This is a genomic window from Arcicella sp. GW821-FHT09D11 (assembly GCF_059416265.1).
Map to the genome: position 1 here is coordinate 1,003,760 of NZ_JBWKOV010000002.1, position 18,987 is coordinate 1,022,746.

11 protein-coding genes are annotated in these 18,987 nt (G+C 35.6%); 10 read left to right on the plus strand and 1 reads right to left on the minus strand.

What is annotated here, in order from left to right:
- Positions 1 to 139 precede the first annotated feature (139 nt).
- On the plus strand, positions 140 to 1,114 hold the full coding sequence (locus AC07N0_RS09370) for a polyprenyl synthetase family protein (RefSeq protein WP_492802470.1): 975 nt from the start codon (positions 140 to 142) through the stop codon (positions 1,112 to 1,114).
- 141 nt (positions 1,115 to 1,255) lie between these two features.
- On the opposite strand, the gene AC07N0_RS09375 is transcribed toward AC07N0_RS09370, so the two are convergent.
- The gene (locus tag AC07N0_RS09375) at positions 1,256 to 2,290 is read right to left on the minus strand and encodes a LacI family DNA-binding transcriptional regulator (RefSeq protein WP_494588968.1); all 1,035 of its coding nucleotides are present in this window, start codon (positions 2,288 to 2,290) and stop codon (positions 1,256 to 1,258) included.
- A 492-nt stretch (positions 2,291 to 2,782) separates the two neighbouring features.
- Between AC07N0_RS09375 and AC07N0_RS09380 the strand changes: the two genes are divergently transcribed.
- The 9 genes from AC07N0_RS09380 to AC07N0_RS09420 all read left to right on the plus strand — a co-directional run bounded on the left by AC07N0_RS09380 (position 2,783) and on the right by AC07N0_RS09420 (position 18,967).
- Complete coding sequence (locus AC07N0_RS09380; RefSeq protein ID WP_492802472.1) at positions 2,783 to 4,063, plus strand: MFS transporter; 1,281 nt, start codon at positions 2,783 to 2,785, stop codon at positions 4,061 to 4,063.
- A gap of 353 nt (positions 4,064 to 4,416) precedes the next feature.
- A complete protein-coding gene (locus tag AC07N0_RS09385) occupies positions 4,417 to 6,384 on the plus strand; it encodes a glycoside hydrolase family 88/105 protein (RefSeq protein WP_494588969.1) in 1,968 nt (655 codons plus the stop codon).
- Positions 6,385 to 6,417: 33 nt separating this feature from the next.
- Positions 6,418 to 6,846 (plus strand): nuclear transport factor 2 family protein, encoded by a 429-nt coding sequence (locus AC07N0_RS09390; RefSeq protein WP_492802476.1) that lies wholly within the window; start codon positions 6,418 to 6,420, stop codon positions 6,844 to 6,846.
- Between the two features lie 187 nt (positions 6,847 to 7,033).
- Positions 7,034 to 9,286: an OmpA family protein gene (locus AC07N0_RS09395; RefSeq protein ID WP_494588970.1), complete on the plus strand. Its 2,253-nt coding sequence runs from the start codon at positions 7,034 to 7,036 to the stop codon at positions 9,284 to 9,286.
- Between the two features lie 378 nt (positions 9,287 to 9,664).
- On the plus strand, positions 9,665 to 10,267 hold the full coding sequence (locus AC07N0_RS09400) for an RNA polymerase sigma factor (RefSeq protein ID WP_494588971.1): 603 nt from the start codon (positions 9,665 to 9,667) through the stop codon (positions 10,265 to 10,267).
- A 110-nt stretch (positions 10,268 to 10,377) separates the two neighbouring features.
- Complete coding sequence (locus AC07N0_RS09405) at positions 10,378 to 11,493, plus strand: FecR family protein (RefSeq protein ID WP_494588972.1); 1,116 nt, start codon at positions 10,378 to 10,380, stop codon at positions 11,491 to 11,493.
- A 214-nt stretch (positions 11,494 to 11,707) separates the two neighbouring features.
- The gene (locus AC07N0_RS09410; RefSeq protein WP_494588973.1) at positions 11,708 to 15,154 is read left to right on the plus strand and encodes a TonB-dependent receptor; all 3,447 of its coding nucleotides are present in this window, start codon (positions 11,708 to 11,710) and stop codon (positions 15,152 to 15,154) included.
- Positions 15,155 to 15,239: 85 nt separating this feature from the next.
- Entirely contained in the window at positions 15,240 to 17,048 is a 1,809-nt protein-coding gene (locus AC07N0_RS09415; protein ID WP_494588974.1) for a RagB/SusD family nutrient uptake outer membrane protein, read from the plus strand.
- Between the two features lie 464 nt (positions 17,049 to 17,512).
- On the plus strand, positions 17,513 to 18,967 hold the full coding sequence (locus AC07N0_RS09420; RefSeq protein ID WP_494588975.1) for a vanadium-dependent haloperoxidase: 1,455 nt from the start codon (positions 17,513 to 17,515) through the stop codon (positions 18,965 to 18,967).
- The last annotated feature ends 20 nt before the right edge of the window (positions 18,968 to 18,987 follow it).

Genomic DNA, 18,987 nt, shown 5'->3' on the forward strand with positions numbered 1-18,987 from the left:
TATGCACTTATGAATGAACAATTTAGCAAAACAAACGATTCATTGAATAACGAACTAAAAAAATAAATTTAGGTTATTAATTCAGGCAATATACATTTTTTTAGAGAAAAGCGTAATTTGCAAACCATTTAAAAATAACATGAATTTATCTATCAAAGAAATACAGGCTCCTATCCTTGCCGAAATGAATGCTTTCGAAGGAAAATTTAAGGAGTTTATGAAAACGAAGGTTATGCTGTTGGATACGATTATGAATTATATCGTACAACGCAAAGGCAAGCAATTACGCCCGATGTTTGTGTTTTTATCAGCTGGAATTTGTGGAGAAATCACTGAAAAAACCTATCGTGGTGCTGCTTTAATCGAATTATTGCATACGGCATCATTGGTTCATGATGATGTGGTGGATGATTCTAATTACCGCCGTGGGTTCTTCTCGGTAAATGCGCTTTGGAAAAATAAAATTGCCGTTTTGGTAGGCGATTATTTATTAACCAGAGGACTTTTATTGTCAGTACAGCATAACGATTTTGAAAATCTGAAAATCATTTCTACGGCTTTCCAAGAAATTACCGAAGGGGAGTTATTGCAGATTGAGAAAGCTCGCCGACTGGATATTACCGAAGATGTTTACTTTGAAATCATCCGTCAAAAAACGGCAACGCTTATTGCGGCTTGTTGTGCCGCTGGTGCTAGTTCAGTAGGGGCAGATGAAGAAACTGTTGCCAAGGCACATTCTTTCGGAGAGAAGGTTGGTATTGCTTTCCAGATTAAAGATGATTTGTTTGATTATGGTGATGCTGAAATCGGTAAACCTTTAGGGATTGACATCAAAGAAAAAAAGATGACGTTACCCTTGATTTATGCACTCAATAAAGCTAATTGGAGTACCAAGCGCAATATCATTAATATCATCAAGAACGAGTCTGATAATCCTAAAAAGGTAGCAGAGGTCATCTCATTCGTAAAACAATCTGGAGGCTTAGAATATGCTACCAAAGTGATGAAAAGCATCGTTGAAGAGGCACAGAATATTCTTTCAACCTTCCCTGATTCTATCTATAGAAAATCATTGGCTGGCTTGGTTCAATTTACGATTGAAAGGACTAAATAAATTAAACATAACTTGTTAGATTCTTAAGTAATCAGTACAATTTAATCAGCTTTTTATTTGACGTAAACAAGTGATCACTAGTAAATTGAAATACTACCGCGACGGCAGACCATTCACCAATCACTATTTACTAATCACTACTTATAAATCAATCAGAACCTTGTTATCAGATGATTTCCTGATAATCAATTCAGTATATAATTTAAACGTTTGATACTTTTTGGGCAATTTAGACGTACTTTCTATTAGCTCAAACAATAATTCAGCCGAACGCTTACCCATATCTAAAGCAGGCTGTACAATAGTACTAAGTGAAGGAGCTAACAACGACGCCACTTTTAAGTTAGTAAAGCCTATCAAAGCTACCTCCTCTGGAATTTTAATTCCTCTCTTTTGCAGGGTACTCAAACAACCTAATGCTAGTCTATCACTGGCCGTAAAAATGGCATCAGGCGGGTTGTCGTTTGTGAAAAGTTGGTCTATTACAAACTCAATATCTTGTAAACCATAGTTGCAATACTTTAACAAAGACTCGTCTACAGGAATATTATATTTTGCTAAGGCTGCTAAATAACCTTTTACTCTTTCTTTGGAAATTGATAAATGTGGCGAAGCTGCAATATGGGCAATCCTTTTTCTTCCAGTTTGGATTAAATGTTCGGTGCCTGTAAACGAACCCTCAAAATTATCTGAAATTACTTTATGGGTATCTATTTCATCTGAAATACGGTCGAATAAAACGATGGGTAAACCTTTGTCATGCAAGTTTTTCAAGTGGTCAACATTAGTCGTTTGTCCCGACAAAGAAATCAATAAACCATCTACCCGTCTTGATGTAATATGCTGTGTATTAATTACTTCTCTTTCGTATGATTCATGGCTCTGAAAGATAACTACCTGATAACCTTTGTTATAGGCAATATCTTCAATGCCATTAATGGCCTGTGAAAAGAAAGGATTATCAATTTCAGGGACTATTACGCCGATAGATCTGCTCTTGTTTTCTTTTAAACTTAATGCAATTGGATTAGGGTGATAATTGAACTTTTCGGCATATTCCATCACCAAACGTTTGGTTTCTGGATTAATCTCATGACTGCCTCTTAACGCTCTCGAAACGGTTGAAGTCGAGAGGCTCAAGGCCTTGGCAATATCTTTAATGGTAATATGTTCCAAAATGTTATTTCTTTGAATTGTACAAATTTTTGATTCCTTTTCTCGTGCCGTTTTTTCTATGTTGAGATGACAATTTTCAGCTAAATATGTTATCCTACAAATATAGAAATTTAAATTTTGTATGAATGGCAACGTTCCCGAAAAGATTTACGAAAAATATTCAATAAAATGTTTGTATCCTTCTACTTTAAGAGATATGTTTATCTAAACCTTTATTCAGAACAGACAATAGAACAAAATGCCATTTCTTGAAATAATCTAGTTATACTAGTTTACTAAAACGTTTTTTGGGGGGAAAATATTTTTCAATAATTTCTATTAAAAGAATAAGGCTTAAATACTGTATAATTACTCATTAATCTGGAATCATTTTTTATAAATCAAGTAAAAAATAAGTGTTTTTCCCTTTTAGTGAAGTATGATTAATGTTCATTTTTTTAGATAGAGATGAAAATATTAATTGCTTAAATGTTATAGTCTAACCCCAAAAAAATGAACAAGACGATTGGTAAGTACCGTTGGCAAATAGTTGCGCTACTTTTTTTTGCTACAACCATCAACTATTTAGACCGACAAGTGATAGGTCTTTTGAAACCGACTTTAGAGAAGCAATTTAGCTGGACGGAAACAGATTACAGTAGAATCGTAATAGCTTTTCAGGCGGCTTATGCAATAAGTTTAATGGCTTTTGGTGGCATTATTGATAAGATAGGTACAAAACTAGGCTATACAATTTCTGTCATTATGTGGAGTATTGCAGCCATTGCTCATGCTTTTGCAAAAAGTACTTTCGGATTTGGTTTAGCGAGAGCAGCGCTTGGTTTAGGGGAAGCGGGCAACTTTCCAGCAGCCATTAAGGCAACGGCTGAATGGTTTCCTAAAAAAGAAAGAGCTTTGGCAACAGGTATCTTTAACTCAGGAGCTAACATCGGTGCAGTAGTAGCACCCATCATGGTACCTTGGATTTTGGGTTCGTATGGCTGGGAAATGGCTTTTATCATTACAGGGGGAATAGGCTTTATTTGGCTGGTTTTCTGGATAATTTATTATGAAATTCCATCGAGACATAAAAAATTAGAGAAACCTGAATATGATTATATTCATAGTGACGTTGAACCCGTAAATGCTAATGAAAAGCCTGTTACTTGGATAAAGCTTTTTGGTATTCGACAGACCTATGCTTTTGTTTTTGGAAAAATGTTGACAGACCCTATTTGGTGGTTTTTCCTTTTTTGGTTGCCTTCATATTTTTCAACAAGGTTTAATTTAGATTTGAAAAAACCAAGCTTGCCTTTGATTTTGGTTTATACAGCCACTACCATTGGAAGTATTGGCGGAGGATATTTGTCAGGATACTTTATCAAAAAAGGTTGGGAAATTCCTAAAGCCAGAAAAGTATCAATGTTTATTTTTGCTATTTGTGTTGTGCCAATTATGGCTGCCCGTTATGCCACTAATATCTGGGAAGCCGTAGCGTTAATCAGTATTGCGGCAGCGGCTCATCAAGCGTGGAGTGCTAATATTTACACCGTAGCATCTGATATGTTTCCTAAAAAAGCAATTAGTTCTGTCATTGGTATTGGTGGAATGGCTGGCTCAGTAGGAGGGATGATTTTCCCTTTTGTGGTAGGCTCATTATTGGATACTTATAAGGCCTCTGGTGATATCAATGCAGGGTATAATATCATCTTTTTACTATGTGGAAGTGCGTATATTTTAGCTTGGGGAATTATGCATCTTTTTGCTCCACGCAATGCACAAGTAGAGATTTAAGTAATAGAGTAATTGAGTGATTTAGTGAATGAGTGATTTAGCGATTAATAGTTTCATTATCAATAAATTATCATACGCGTGATATCGTTTAGTTTTGATTCATTACTTGTGTAATTGAGCGATTTAATGAATGAGTGATTACTTATATAAATATCAAGATATTGCTATTTATATAAGTCGTTAGCCAATATAAAATAAACGATGTTTTTGTCTAAATTAAAGTGTTGAATATTAATGTTTTCCTAATCAATTGTTACTGTTTAAGGGCAACATATGTTAGGCAATGACAACTCACAATTCATCACTCACAACTCATTGCTTACAGCTCATAACTAATAATTATTTAACAAAAAATGCAAAGAAAACTTTTTTTTACCATTCCTATTGTTAGCAAGTGTAGTGTGATTCTTGCTGGAATTTGCCTTTTCTTTTCGATGAATACTTCGTTTGCACAAACGAAATGGTCTACGAGAATGGCAGATATTATGCTAGATGTTCACAAAGACTCTATTACCTACAAAGAAGAAGGAAAGCGCGCTCGTTGGGACTATGAACAAGCTATTCTTTTGAAAGCCATTGAAAGAGTATGGTATCGTACTGGCGACGCTAAATATTATCGTTTTATCTTGAACAACATGGATTCTTATGTAAACGATAAAGGCGAAATCAAGACGTACCGATACGATAATTTCAATTCTGATAATATTACAGGTGGTCGTTCTTTAGTAATGCTTTACCGTGAGTCGGGTAAAGAAAAGTTTAAATTGGCTGCCGATTTGCTTAGAAAACAACTTTCTGAACAACCACGTACTAAAGAAGGAGGTTTTTGGCACAAGCAAATTTATCCAAATCAAATGTGGTTAGATGGTTTGTATATGGTAGAGCCTTTCTATGCAGAATATAGCAAAGCTTTTAATCAGCCACAGAATTTTGATGACATCGCCAACCAATTTATTTGGATGGAAAAAAATGCACGTGACCCTAAAACAGGTTTATTATACCACGGTTATGACGAAAGTCGCGAACAAAAATGGGCAGATAAAACCACTGGTGTTTCTCCAAACTTCTGGGGTAGATCAATCGGTTGGTACATCATGGCTTTAGCAGATGTGTTGGATACTTTCCCAAAAGACCATCCAAAACGTAAGGAACTAATCGCAATTTATCAAAGACTAGCGACTGCCATCGTAAAATATCAAGATCCGAAAGAAGGTTGCTGGTATCAGGTTGTGGATAAAATCAATGGAAAAGGCAATTATTTGGAAGCGTCAGGTTCTTCCATGATGGTTTATGGATTGGCAAAAGGTGCTAGAATGGGATATATTGATAAGGCGTATTATCAAAATGCTAAAAAAGGATATGACGGGATTTTAAGAAACTTCATTTCTACAGAAAGCAATGGCATCAATCACCTTGAAAAAGTAGTGTTAGTAAGTGGTTTAGGCGGAAATCCATACCGTGATGGTAGCTATGAATATTACCTTAAAGAGCCTATCCGTCGTGATGACTTAAAAGGCATGGCTCCATTTATCATGGCAAGCGTTGAAATGGAAATTGCTGAAGATTTAGGGGTAGGTGCAGGCAAAAAGGTAGGGTTAGATAATTATTTCAACCACGAAATGCGTACTACTCGTGAAGGCATTACTGAGCCATATCATTATACATGGTATGATGGTAAAGACTCAGGCTTTACCTTATGGGGAAGTATTTTTGAAAATTATGGTGCTGAGTTACGTACAGTTTCGACTGCACCAAGAGCCGACAATTTAAAGGATTTAGATGTTTACATCATTGTTGACCCTGATACTAAAAAGGAAACACCAAATCCTAATTTTGTAGAAGCACAGGATATTACAGCGATTGAAAACTGGGTAAAAGCTGGGGGTAATTTAGTGTTGATGGCAAACGATTCTGCTAACGTAGAATTGCCACATTTCAATAAATTGGCGGCTAAGTTTGGTATTCAGTTTACGAACAAAAGCATCAACATGGTAAAAAATAATGTGTATGAGCAAGGACGAGTAACGGTTCCTGCGGGTCATCCTATTTTTAAAGATGTTAGTAAAGTATTTGTAAAAGAGTTATCTGTGTTGTCAGTGAAAGCACCTGCAAAAGCGAGTATTAGTGAAGGCAACGACGTTATCATGGCTGTAGCCAAAGTAGGTAAAGGAACAGTATTTGCCATTGGTGACCCTTGGATTTACAATGAATACTTAAACGGAAAGCGTTTGCCAATGGAATTTGAAAATTTCAAAGCGGCTAAAAACTTATCAGTTTGGTTGTTACAAAAAGGCAATACTAAAACACAGCTTAAAAAATAAATAATGTGTATTCGCACAATAAATTTTAACATAATGAAAACGCTATTAATATTAAGTACTATCTTATTAGGATCAATAACTATGAGCCAAGCACAAACAGATGATGAAGCAAAAGTAGCTGCTGCCGTCGAGACATTTAGAAAAGCTGTAGTGGATGCAGACAAAGCTACACTAGAAAAAATATTGGATGATGATTTGAGCTACGGACATTCGGGCGGAAGCTTGGAAGGAAAGGCTCATTTGATTGAGACCTTGATGAATGGTGATTCTGATTTCAAAACAATGGATTTGACAGAACAAACAATCAAAATAATTGGTAATACTGCCATTGTTCGCCATAAGTTATTTGCTGAAACGAATAATCGTAATGTACCAGCAACAGTGAAATTAGGTATTTTACTTGTTTTCCAGAAAACTAAAAAAGATTGGAAATTAATTGCTAGACAAGCCGTTAAAATCTAAGCATTAAAATATCATTTACCTAGTGAAAGTAAAGGTTTGGATGAATTTCCAAACCTTTTTTATTGGTTTTAATCCTAAAACCTAAATATCTTGTGCTAGTTTTGAGATATTGTTTGTTATTTTAGATGAATAATACCGTTAAACAATTATTATTCAGCACATTTATAGGTAGTATACCATTACTTTAATGATAACCCAAATCTATAAAATAGGTCTAGTTTTATGTGTGTTCTTGCTTGGCACATTTGGGGATGTCTATGCTCAAACCAAACTAAAGGCTGCTAATTATCAATTTGAAAAGCTAAGCTACCTTGAAGCTATTCGCTTGTATGAAGATTTTTTACGTGAAAACAAAGACATTCAAAGCACCTTAGAGGCGTTAAGAAAACTTGGTTTTTCGTATCGGAAAATACAAGATACTAAAAATGCAGAAAGAGTATATTTCAATATCATTAAAGATTATCCAGATGTCGAGAGCGAGATTTATTTGTATTATGCCCAAGCCTTAGCATCCAATCAAAAATATCGTGAATCGCAGAAATATTATTCATTGTATGGAGAAAAACAAAAAGCAGACTTAAGAGGGAAGCGTTTTACGATTTCATACATGGATATGAATCAATTTTATCGAGATTCATCTTCTTATAAAATAGAATACCTCAGTATTAATTCTCGCCAAGCAGACTTTAGTCCGATGTATTACAAAGGAGGGTTAGTTTTTTGCTCGGCGCGTGACGAATCTAGGGTAATAAAACGTGTTTTCGGATGGAACCAAACACCTTTTCTAAATTTATACATTGCTACCGATACAGCGTTGTTGTCGCCTAAATTAGGTTTACAGGGTGCTGCATCATTAGGGGGAATGTCGTCAAGTACTAGTAATAATGAAGCAGTGGTACAAGACTTGCCCTTGAGCAAAATAGAAGATTTTAGTAGGGTGCTCAATACAAAATACCATGAAGGGCCAGTGAGTTTTTTTAAAGATGAGAAGCGAGTTATTTTTACTAGAAATAATTATAACAATGGTAAAGCGAGGCAATCAAAAAGTGGTACGAATGGACTGAAATTATACATAGCCAACTTAAATAAAACAAACTGGAGTGATGTAAAAGAGTTGCCCTTTAATAGCAATGAGTATTCTTGTGGGCACCCTGCTTTGAATGTGGATAATACCAAATTATATTTTGTTTCTGATATGCCAGGTGGTTTTGGCGGAACTGATATTTATGTAGTAGAATATAACAGTGGGAGATGGGGAACGCCAGTAAATGCGGGACGGGAAATTAATACAGAAGGAAATGAAATGTTTCCTTATGTAGATGAGAACGATAACTTATATTTTGCATCTGACGGACATGAAGGACTGGGCGGATTAGATATTTTTTATGCTGAAAGAAAAGATGGTGCATTCGTTGGTACGGTAGTGAATCTGGGTGCGCCTTTAAACTCAGAAAAAGATGATTTCGGATTGATTACAGATGGTGCTAGAAATTCAGGCTACTTTTCATCAAACCGTAAAAAGGGCATTCATGATGACAATATTTATAGTTTTAGAAGAGAGTGTCATCCATTAAATATTATGGTGTATGATGCTTTGACGAAAGCGCCTTTAGAGGAGGTTGACATCAGAAGTGTAATTAATGGAGAAAATCAAGAATTGAAAGTGACTAATGCAGAAGGGGCGATGTCAATTTGCTTACAATCGCTATCAGAGTATGAGTTCAAGGCTATTAAAGAAGGTTACCAGATGAACTCAATTACTTTCTCTACCAGAAGTAATACTGCTCAGAATACTACTTTGGCTATTTATCTTGAAAAGTCTAATACTTCGGTATTAAAAGGTATTGTGAAGTCGGAAGTAAATCAGAAGCCAATCGCTGGCGTACAAGTAACCTTAGAAAACCAGAAAGATAATACTAAACAAACCGTCATTACGGGTGAAGATGGAGGGTACGAATTTGAAGTTAAACCCGAAGCAGAAAATAAATTAACGGTTGAAAAAGATAATTATGCTACCAATAGCGAAGTAATTAAGAACATAGATAAACGCCAACATGTACAGATGTATGGCAAAGGAGATATTATCAAACTCAATAATATTTATTATAACCTTGATAAGTATTTTATCCGTGCTGATGCAGCTAGAGAATTAGAAAATACGCTTTTGCCAATTCTTCAGAAATACCCTACTATGAAAGTTGAAATTCGTTCACACACTGATTCAAGGGCGAGCGCGACTTATAATTTAGAACTATCAGAAAAACGTGCCAAAGCTGTTGTAGATTTTTTGGTTGAAAGTGGTATAGACCCTAGTCGTCTTGTGGCGAAAGGGTACGGAGAAAATCAACCGATTAATGAATGCATCGATGGGGTGTCTTGTACTGAAGAACAATATCAAGAAAATAGAAGGACAGAGTTTAAAATATTATCAGTGAAATAATATTGCCTAATGCTTGTTTCAAAAAATGCCAAAAACCATTACAGTATGCTGTGGTTTTTGGCATTTTTTGATTTCCATTAACCAATTTTTTAAGCAGAACTTTTTCAATAATTTATTATAATATAAATAGTTGAGTATTGAACTAACTAAAACCTCTTTATAATAATATTATATTTTAGTTAGTGTATATCGTTACGGTTTTAGCTGATTAAGATTTTGCTGGATAAAACTATCTTTACAGTTTTATGTGTGGTATTGGTATCATGACAGCTTAAGATTTTATTCATATAAATTTAAGTATTTCAATATTTATTTGTAAATTTCCACAGTTATCATTGTTGGTTTACAGTTAACATAATTGCGTATGTCCAAATCTCTATGAAACCCTCTAATCTAAATCCTGAAAATTATATAGACCACTTTGTATGGCTTAGATTTCTTGAAGGCGAGAAATCCGCATTCGAGGAATTGATGAAAGCTAATTTTTCATCATTATTTCATTATGGTTCAAAATTTTCTAAGGATAAGGAGTTTATTAAAGATTGTATTCAAGATTTATTCTTGCAACTATGGGAACGTCGTGAGCACCTATCAAATGATATTGTAGTAAAACCTTACTTGATGGCTTCATTAAGGCGAAGAATTCATAGAGCCTCCCTTCAACTTCGTTTCTCTGACCCTTATACCGAAGCAAATGATATTTTTGATATTGAATTCTCTATCGAAGAAAAGTTTATTCAAGATGAAACCAGTTTAGTGCTAACGCAACGCATTAAACAAGTAATCGAGACTTTGCCTAAAAGGCAGAAAGAAGTTATTTATCTTAAATTTTTCCAAGAATTAGAGCGTGACCAAATCGCTCAGATTATGGATATTGCCCCTCAGACAGCCTCAAATCTTCTTCAGATGGCTATTAAACAACTCAAAAAATATTGGACTACCGAGTTTATTGCGTTGTTTTTACCGCTTTTATTACGCTAATAGAGGCTTTAAAATAATTAATTTAACTTTTTTTATATTTTTTTTAATAATTTATGGTATCTCAATGCCATTAATGTCTAACGCTATATAGAAAGGTGTTATTAAGCTATATGAAAAATTATCGTGACTTCAATACAGAAGATTTTGTGTGGGATATTAATTTCCGAAATTGGGTATTAAGTCCAAACAGAGAAGTGAATGCCTTTTGGGAAAAATGGTTAGAGGCAAATCCAGAAAAAACGCCTCAAGTAGAAAACGCAAAGTCAATTGTAAAAGCACTGGTTATTAAAGAAGTATCATTTGAAAAAGCAGAGGTAGAAGAATTAGTAAAAAATACCGTTTCAAAAATTGATGAAAAGGAAAATAATACTCCTAAAAAAATACAATGGTTCAACACCCACAAAAATCAATGGCTTAAAGTAGCCGCTTTAATAGCCATCATCATTGGGTTAGGCATTACTTATCACCAACTATTGAATCAGATACGCGAACCAAAAGGAATTTATGAAAAATATGTTGCCGATAATCCTGATAAGCTAATAGAAGTAAAAAACGACCATGAAAGCCCTTTGCCAATTCAGTTAATTGATGGAAGTTTAGTCTTACTTAAGAAGGGAAGTAAAGTTAGTTATTCCAAGCAATTTGTGGGTGACAATCGTGAAATCTACCTTTCGGGAGAAGCTTTTTTCGAAGTAACTAAAAATCCAGAGAAACCATTTTTAGTATATGCTAATGGGTTAATTACCAAAGTGTTGGGTACAAGTTTTACTATTCGTGCTTATGATAAAGAAAAGGAAGTAACCGTAGAAGTGAAAACAGGAAAAGTATCTGTCTTTGCTCAATCAGATACGCGGGTTGAAGAAAAAGCTACAAGCAGAGAATTGAAAGGCGTAGTGCTAACACCTAACCAAAAGATTGTTTATGCCCGCGAAGAAGTTAGAATGGATAAATTGTTGGTTGAACTCCCTAAAATTACCATCAAAAAGAATACAAAACCACAATTTGAATTTGAAGATACCCCTGTAAGCGAAGTGTTGCAAACTCTAGAAAAAGCTTATAGTATTGATATCGTTTTTGATGAAGAACTATTATCCAATTGCCCATTGACAGCTTCGTTAACTGATTTACAATTATTCGACAAACTAGATATTATCTGTAAAGGAGTAGAGGCTCGTTACGAAATTCTGGATGGTCAGATTGTAATCTATAGCAAAGGCTGCAAATAAAGTAAACCTTAAACTAAATATTGAATTTTACTTAAACCAAGACTATTTAACTAGATGAAACACTAAAAACCGACTCCACAAAAAAAGTCGGTAATGTTCCCGCATTACCGACCTAGAAAATTCCCTTTTTGGTTTCAGCCAATGAACACTTTACTAGGTAAGGTGCGGGAATTGTTTTGCTCAAATTCAACCTAAACAAAACATTTCCAAATTTATGAAAAAAACATTACAAATCCATAAGTTACTACTTACGGCTATGAAAATTACACTCACTCAAGTTTTTCTTGCAATCGGGCTAATGAGCTCCACTTTTGCGAGTAATACTAATGCCCAAAATGTTCTAAGTCAACGAGTAACATTGCAAGCTCAGGAGTTAGGCATGAGAAGTGTACTAACCCAAATTGAAAAACAAACAGATGTAAAGTTTGTTTTTAGTTCAAAGCTTATCCAATCAAACAGAAAAATTAGTGTTGACTTCCAGAATGCTCAATTATCAAAAATTTTTGATAATCTATTCAAACCTTTGCACCTCACCTATGAGATTTCTGGTAAAATGGTCATCATCAATCGTTCTACGGGGAGTTCCTCTACAACCAATACGCCCCAAGAAAATGATGATATATTAAATATTGAAATTGTAGAGCAAACTATAACAGGAACCGTTACTGACGAAACGGGGCAAGTATTGCCGGGTGTTAACATCCTAATTAAAGGTACCCAGCGAGGAGCCATCACCGATGCTAAAGGGCAATACAAAATATCTGTACCTGATAATAATAGCATTTTGATTTTTAGCTCAATTGGTTTTCAAAAAAGAGAAGTAGTGGTAGGTGGTAAATCAGTACTAAACATCACGTTATCGACTGATGCCCAGTCGCTTGATGAAGTAGTAGTCGTGGGATATGGTACTGAGAAAAAAGTAACCGTAACTGGCTCTGTAGTATCTGTAAAAGGTTCAGAGGTAGTGCAATCTCCATCTATGAATGTCAGTAATAGCTTGGTGGGACGTTTACCCGGCCTAGTCGCTGTAACATCCAGTGGTGAGCCAGGGTATGATGGTGCTACATTACGCATCAGGGGCGTAAACACGCTAGGAGATAGCAGTCCGTTGGTGGTAGTAGATGGTGTCCCTGGTCGTTCGCTTGAAAGATTAGACCCAAGTACGATAGAAAGTATAACTATCTTGAAAGATGCTTCCGCTGCAATTTATGGTGCTCAGGCTGCCAATGGCGTTATTTTAGTAACTACTAAAAGAGGAGCGAGTGGTAAGCCAACGATTACTTTTAACCTTAATCAAGGTTTTGGACAGCCTACCCGCTTGCCAGCGATGGCAAATGCAGCAGAATATGCTACAATGCTCAATGAAATAGATGCTTATGCTAACAGAACAGGTAGATTCACGCCACAAGAAGTTCAAAAATTTAGAGACGGTTCAGACCCTTGGCGTTATCCTAATACTGATTGGTTTGGGGCTGTGCTAAAACCATCTTCTTCACAAAACTATGCTAATATTGGTATTGCTGGAGGAAGTGATAACTTTAAATACTTTGTATCGTTCGGTGCCAAAAGCCAAGATGGTTACTACAAAAATAGTGGTACAAAGTACAGTCAATATGATTTTAGAAGTAATATAGATGCTAAAATTAGCAAAAATATAAGTTTTGGATTTGATGTTTCTGGAAGAATGGAAGATAGAAATTATCCTACGCGTTCGGCTGGAAGTATTTTTAGAATGGTGATGCGTGGCAAGCCTAATCTGCCTGCTTATTGGCCAGATGGAACCCCTGGTCCAGATATTGAATATGGTGATAACCCAGCAGTAGTAAGTACTGATGCCACAGGATATGATAGAGATAAATGGTATTACCTAAATAGTAATATGAAACTGAATATTCAGATTCCTTGGGTGAAAGGTCTATCATTTTTAACCACTGCCAGCATAGACAAAGGGCTACGTTTCGATAAGAGATTTGAAACACCTTGGTATTTGTACTCTTGGGATGGTCAGACGGTTGATGCTAGTGGTAAGCCTGTGTTAGTAAAAGGTAAAAAAGGCTTTGATGATGCTCGTTTAACAGAACAAATGGAGGATAATCATAGCATTTTGATGAATGCTATCCTGAATTATGAAAGACAAATTGCTGGTCATCATTATATGAAATTTATGGTTGGTACTGAGTCTCGTTCTGGACAAATGGATAAATTTTCTGCTTATCGTAGGTACTTTGTTTCTACGGCAATTGACCAACTTTTTGCAGGAGGGGATTTACAAAAAGATAACACTGGTTCAGCGTCACAAAATGCACGTAGAAACTTTTTTGGTCGTGTAAACTACAATTATAAAGAAAAATATTTGGCCGAATTTGTATGGCGTTATGATGGGTCTTACATTTTCCCTGCCGACAAACGATATGGTTTCTTCCCTGGTGTTTCTTTAGGATGGAGATTGTCAGAAGAAGAATTCTGGAAAGACAAGGTTTCGTTTATTGATAACATGAAGTTGAGGGCATCATGGGGACAAACTGGTAACGACCGTATTGCAGAATGGCAATATCTTTCTTCTTATGGTTTTTTTGCTAATAGCGGAGGTGTTGCTCAACCACTTATTTTGGGCATAGACCAAGAAAACAAAACCCTTTATGAAACACGTATTCCTAACTTAAACGTAACATGGGAAGTAGCCAATCAGGCCAATATTGGGTTTGATATGCAATTGTTAAAAGATAAACTATCGTTTTCTGCTGATTACTTCTATAATACTCGTTCGCAAATTTTGTGGCCAAGAAATGCCTCTGTACCAACATCAACGGGACTAACCTTACCAAGCGAAAATATTGGTAAGGTAGCCAATACAGGTTTTGAGTTTGATATTAATTATCATAACAAGTCAAGAGATTTTAGTTATCAGCTTGGTTTTAACGGAGGGTATTCAAAAAATAAAATTGTATTCTGGGATGAAGCTCCAGGTGCGCCAGACTATCAAAAAACTACAGGATATCCTATCCCGACTGACCCAAAAAATCCTACGGCAGATTTGTATTATAATGCTATTGGTATTTTTAAAGATCAAGCATCGGTGGATGCTTACCCGCATTGGGATAATGCTAGACCGGGCGATGTGATTTTTGAGGATGTGAATAAAGATGGTAAAATTGATGGAAACGACCGTATAAGAAATACTAAAAGCAATATTCCACGCTTTACAACTGGCTTTTCGGCTAATCTTCGCTATAAACAATTTGACTTGAGCATTTTGTTTCAAGGAGCTTTTGGGGCGGTCAATTATATCTCTACAGAATCGGGCGAAATTGGTAATTTCTTGAAAAGTTTTTATGACGAACGTTGGACGCCCGAAAATCCAAATGCTAGTGGCCCAAGAACTTTCAACCGTAGTAATGAATATTGGGTAAGTAATAGAAATACCTATTTCTTGAAAAACACTGATTATATCCGTTTGAAAAATATTCAATTTGGATATTCTCTTCCTAAAAAACTAAGTCAGAAACTAGGTTTAGAAGGAGCGAGAATTTATGTGAGTGGTCTTAATCTATGGACATATAGTCCAGACTATAAAGACTTTGACCCAGAAATGGGAAGCGGAAGCGGACAAGGGTATCCACTTCAAAAAGTGCTTAATACTGGGCTTTCGTTTACATTCTAAATTTTGATTTTTGAAAATCAAATAATTCTTGGTGAGTGCTGATTAATCAACACTCATTGCAGGAATTACATAAACATTTAATCAGATGAAAAAAACAATATATATTTTACTTACAACTGCCTTAGTGCTTCTTAACACTATTTCGTGTAAAACTGACCTTGACCTTCAACCTTTAGATCAGTTTTCAGAAGATGCCGTTTGGAAAGACCAAGCCTTGGTAACTACTTTCGTTAATAATATTTATTTAGGCATTCCGCATGGTTTCAGCAATATGATGATGGCATCATTAAGTGATGAATCAATGTATAATGCTGATTTTGGAAGTAGCAACGTTACTAAATGTTTAGTCACAGCCAGCGACTATTCTGTTTGGGATTTCTGGTCGGGCAATCGCTACAAAGGGATGATTTGGGCAAACGTTTATAAGTATATACGTGCGTGTAATCTTTTTCTTGAAAAAATAGAAACTACACCCTTTGATAATGCTGACACTAAGAAAAGATTGTTAGGAGAAGTGTATTTCCTAAGAGCTTATTTATATCACAACCTTGTGTCAGTATACGGTGGTGTACCTATTATTACAAAAGCCTACAAGTTGTCAGATGATTTTACCCCTGCTAGAGATAGTTATGAAAATTGTATCAAATTCATTGTTGATGATTGCGATAAAGCTTCACAAAACTTATTATTGGCCAATACTGGAGCCGATAAAGGAAGAGCTACCAAAGGAGCTGCTTTAGCACTAAAAGCCAGAGTATTATTACATGCAGCAAGTGATTTGTACAATAAAACACCTACTTGGGCAGGAAGTTATGCCCATCCAGAACTGATTGGTTATGTTGGTGGTGACCGCAATGCAAGATGGTTAGCAGCTAAGAATGCGGCGAAAGCTGTAATTGATTTAGGGGCTTATAGTATTTATAAAGGTAGTCCCGTTGCAGGTGACTCTACTGCAAAAAACTATGGAGAAATGTTTTTGGTGAAAGAAAATGTAGAAGATATTTTCGTGAGATTCTTTTTACCTAAAACGGAAGATAGCTGGGATGGGTACAACCCAGGTTTGTTTAACAATCCAAATGGTTATCATGGTTGGGGAAGCAATACGCCATTACAGCAATTGGTAGATGCCTATGAGATGAAAGATGGTTCGAAGTTTAGTTGGTTAAATACGACACAGGCTAAAAACCCATACAAAAATCGTGACCCACGTTTTTATGCTACTATCCTTTATGAAGGCGTGCAATGGAGAAAACGTCCGTCAGATGTAACAGCATCAGACCCTAAAGGCGTAATACAGGTAGGTTTTTGGGAAAAATGGAACGCAACAGCCAATGCGGTGGATGTAGTGGCTGGTCTGGATACGCGTAAAGGACCTATCGAAGACTGGAATGGTACCTATTCTGGATATTATCTTCGAAAGTTTATTGATCAGACAATTGATGCCCAATATGTAAAACAAGATTTTCCTTGGCGATATATCAGATATACAGAAGTGATTTTGAATTATGTAGAAGCTTGTATCGGTTTAGGGCAAGACGCCGAAGCTCGTCAGTACCTCAATATGATTCGTAAAAGAGCAGGTATGCCCGACGTAACAGAAAGCGGACAGGCCTTATCAGAGCGTTACCGAAACGAAAGAAGGGTAGAGTTGGCTTTTGAAGACCATCGTTTCTTTGATGTTCGCCGATGGATGATAGCACCTACCACTTTTGATAATGCCAAAGGGATAGAGATTAGGTATCCGTTAAATCCAGATAAAACAACATCAAGTACTCCTAACTATAAAGTAATAGATGTACAAGATAGGAACTGGAAAGATAGGGCTTACTTTTTACCCATAAAGTTAGAAGAGCTGAATAAAAATAGTAGTCTAATACAAAATCCATTATACTAACATACCAAATCCCTTTACTCAATAAGTAAGGGGATTTTTTTATTAACTGGTCTTAGTATTGAAGCTGTTTAAACTTTCCCTTTCGGGTTAAACTAAGTCTTTTAGAATAACTTGTTCCAAAATTTACTCAACGTAGCGATGCTATGCTTCCCAAATTTTGAAAAAATCAATTCAAAAATACAATATTTTCACCTCAGAAACGGAAAGTTTAAACAGCTTCATTATAAAATTCTATCGATAGTACAAGAAATGGGTACGCCATTTTCATAATAAAACATTAAAACGAGTCATTTACTGGATTTTAATGCGAATTTCACCATAATTTGGCATGGTTTTGGTTGCTTTTTATCGATTGAAGAATAAATTCTACGTTATTTTAATAACTTTTGATGCCTTAAATGAGTTTGTATTAGCAGTTAGCTAATGCTGTTTTGCTGAAAATTCTTCTGTTAATAATTTAAAATATGATTTTTTACATAATTAATAAGCATATAAACGTTAATACTAATTCATTGTGCTTGCCTATTAAGCAAGAAAAGTTCTATAACAAAGGGCTAGCTTTTATATTTGTCTCGATTCTTTGTTTGTCTTATTGGAGTGCTCAAGGGCAAGCAATAAAAAATAAGGTGCAACCAAGCGAGCCTATCAAAAATGCTGTTTCGTCTGAGGTAGCGCTATTATGGGGAAAAATGGCTTTAAGGACGATGAAAAATACCCCTGGGGGTACGCCTACTTATGGCTCTCGGTCTTTGGGATATTTAGGATTAACCATGTATGAATGTGTAGTGGCGGGAGCAGTGAAGAAGAATTCATTAGCAGGAAAATTACAAGGATTAAATAACTTACCTAAGCCTGAAAGTGGACAAACTTACAATTGGGCACTTTCATTAAATGCAGGACAAGCCTTTCTTTTAAAACAATTATATCAACAATCCGCCAAGAAAAACATTGATGCAATAGATTCTTTAGAGACTACTATTTATAACAATGAGCTTAAAACTACTGATGAAAAAGTAGCAGAACGTTCAAAAGCTTTTGGCTTATCTGTGGCTCAGGCAATTTTTGAATGGTCGAAATCAGATGGAGGACATGAAGGATATAAAAGGAATTTTGATACAGCTTATAAAGTGCCCGTAGGTAAAGGCTTATGGAAAGCACCTGTTAAAGGGCAATCAAAAGTTCCGCTTCCTTTACATCCATACTGGGGGAAAAACAGAACATTTGCACCATTGAATGGCGTATTACCTATCCCGACAATGATTGGTTATGATTATAAGCCTGATTCAAAATACTATGCTTACATGTATGAGGTTTATATGAAACGTAAGACATTGACGCAGGAAGAAAAAGAAATTGCCAATTGGTGGGGAGACGACCCTTCAGAAACATTTTCACCACCTGGGCATTCATATAACATTGCCAATTTTGCTGTAAAAGGAGCAAATCCAGATTTATTTAAAGCGGCCGAAACGTATGCTAAAGTTGGAATGGGAGTAGCAGATTCATTTATTAATTGTTGGAAAACAAAATATATTTATAATGCTCAACGGCCGTATTCTTTTATTTATTTCAACATTGATACCCTTTGGGATTTATATTGGCCTGAACCGCCCTTCCCAGCATATTATTCGGGGCATGCCGTTCAAAGTGCATCAACTGCCACTATTTTGACAGATTTGTATGGACCAAATTTTAGTTTCGTTGATGATTCACACGTAGGAAGACCTAGAGATAAAGAGAGAAATACAGACTATAAAGTAAGAAGTTTTAATTCGTTTTGGGCTGCTGCTGAAGAATCAGCCATGTCGCGTTTATATGGAGGAATTCATACCCGACAAGATAATGAAGTCGGTTTAGCAGAAGGAAAAAAAGTAGGAAAGAATATCAATTCATTACCTTGGAATAAAGTTCAAAAATAAGCTTAATCTAATTTGATAAA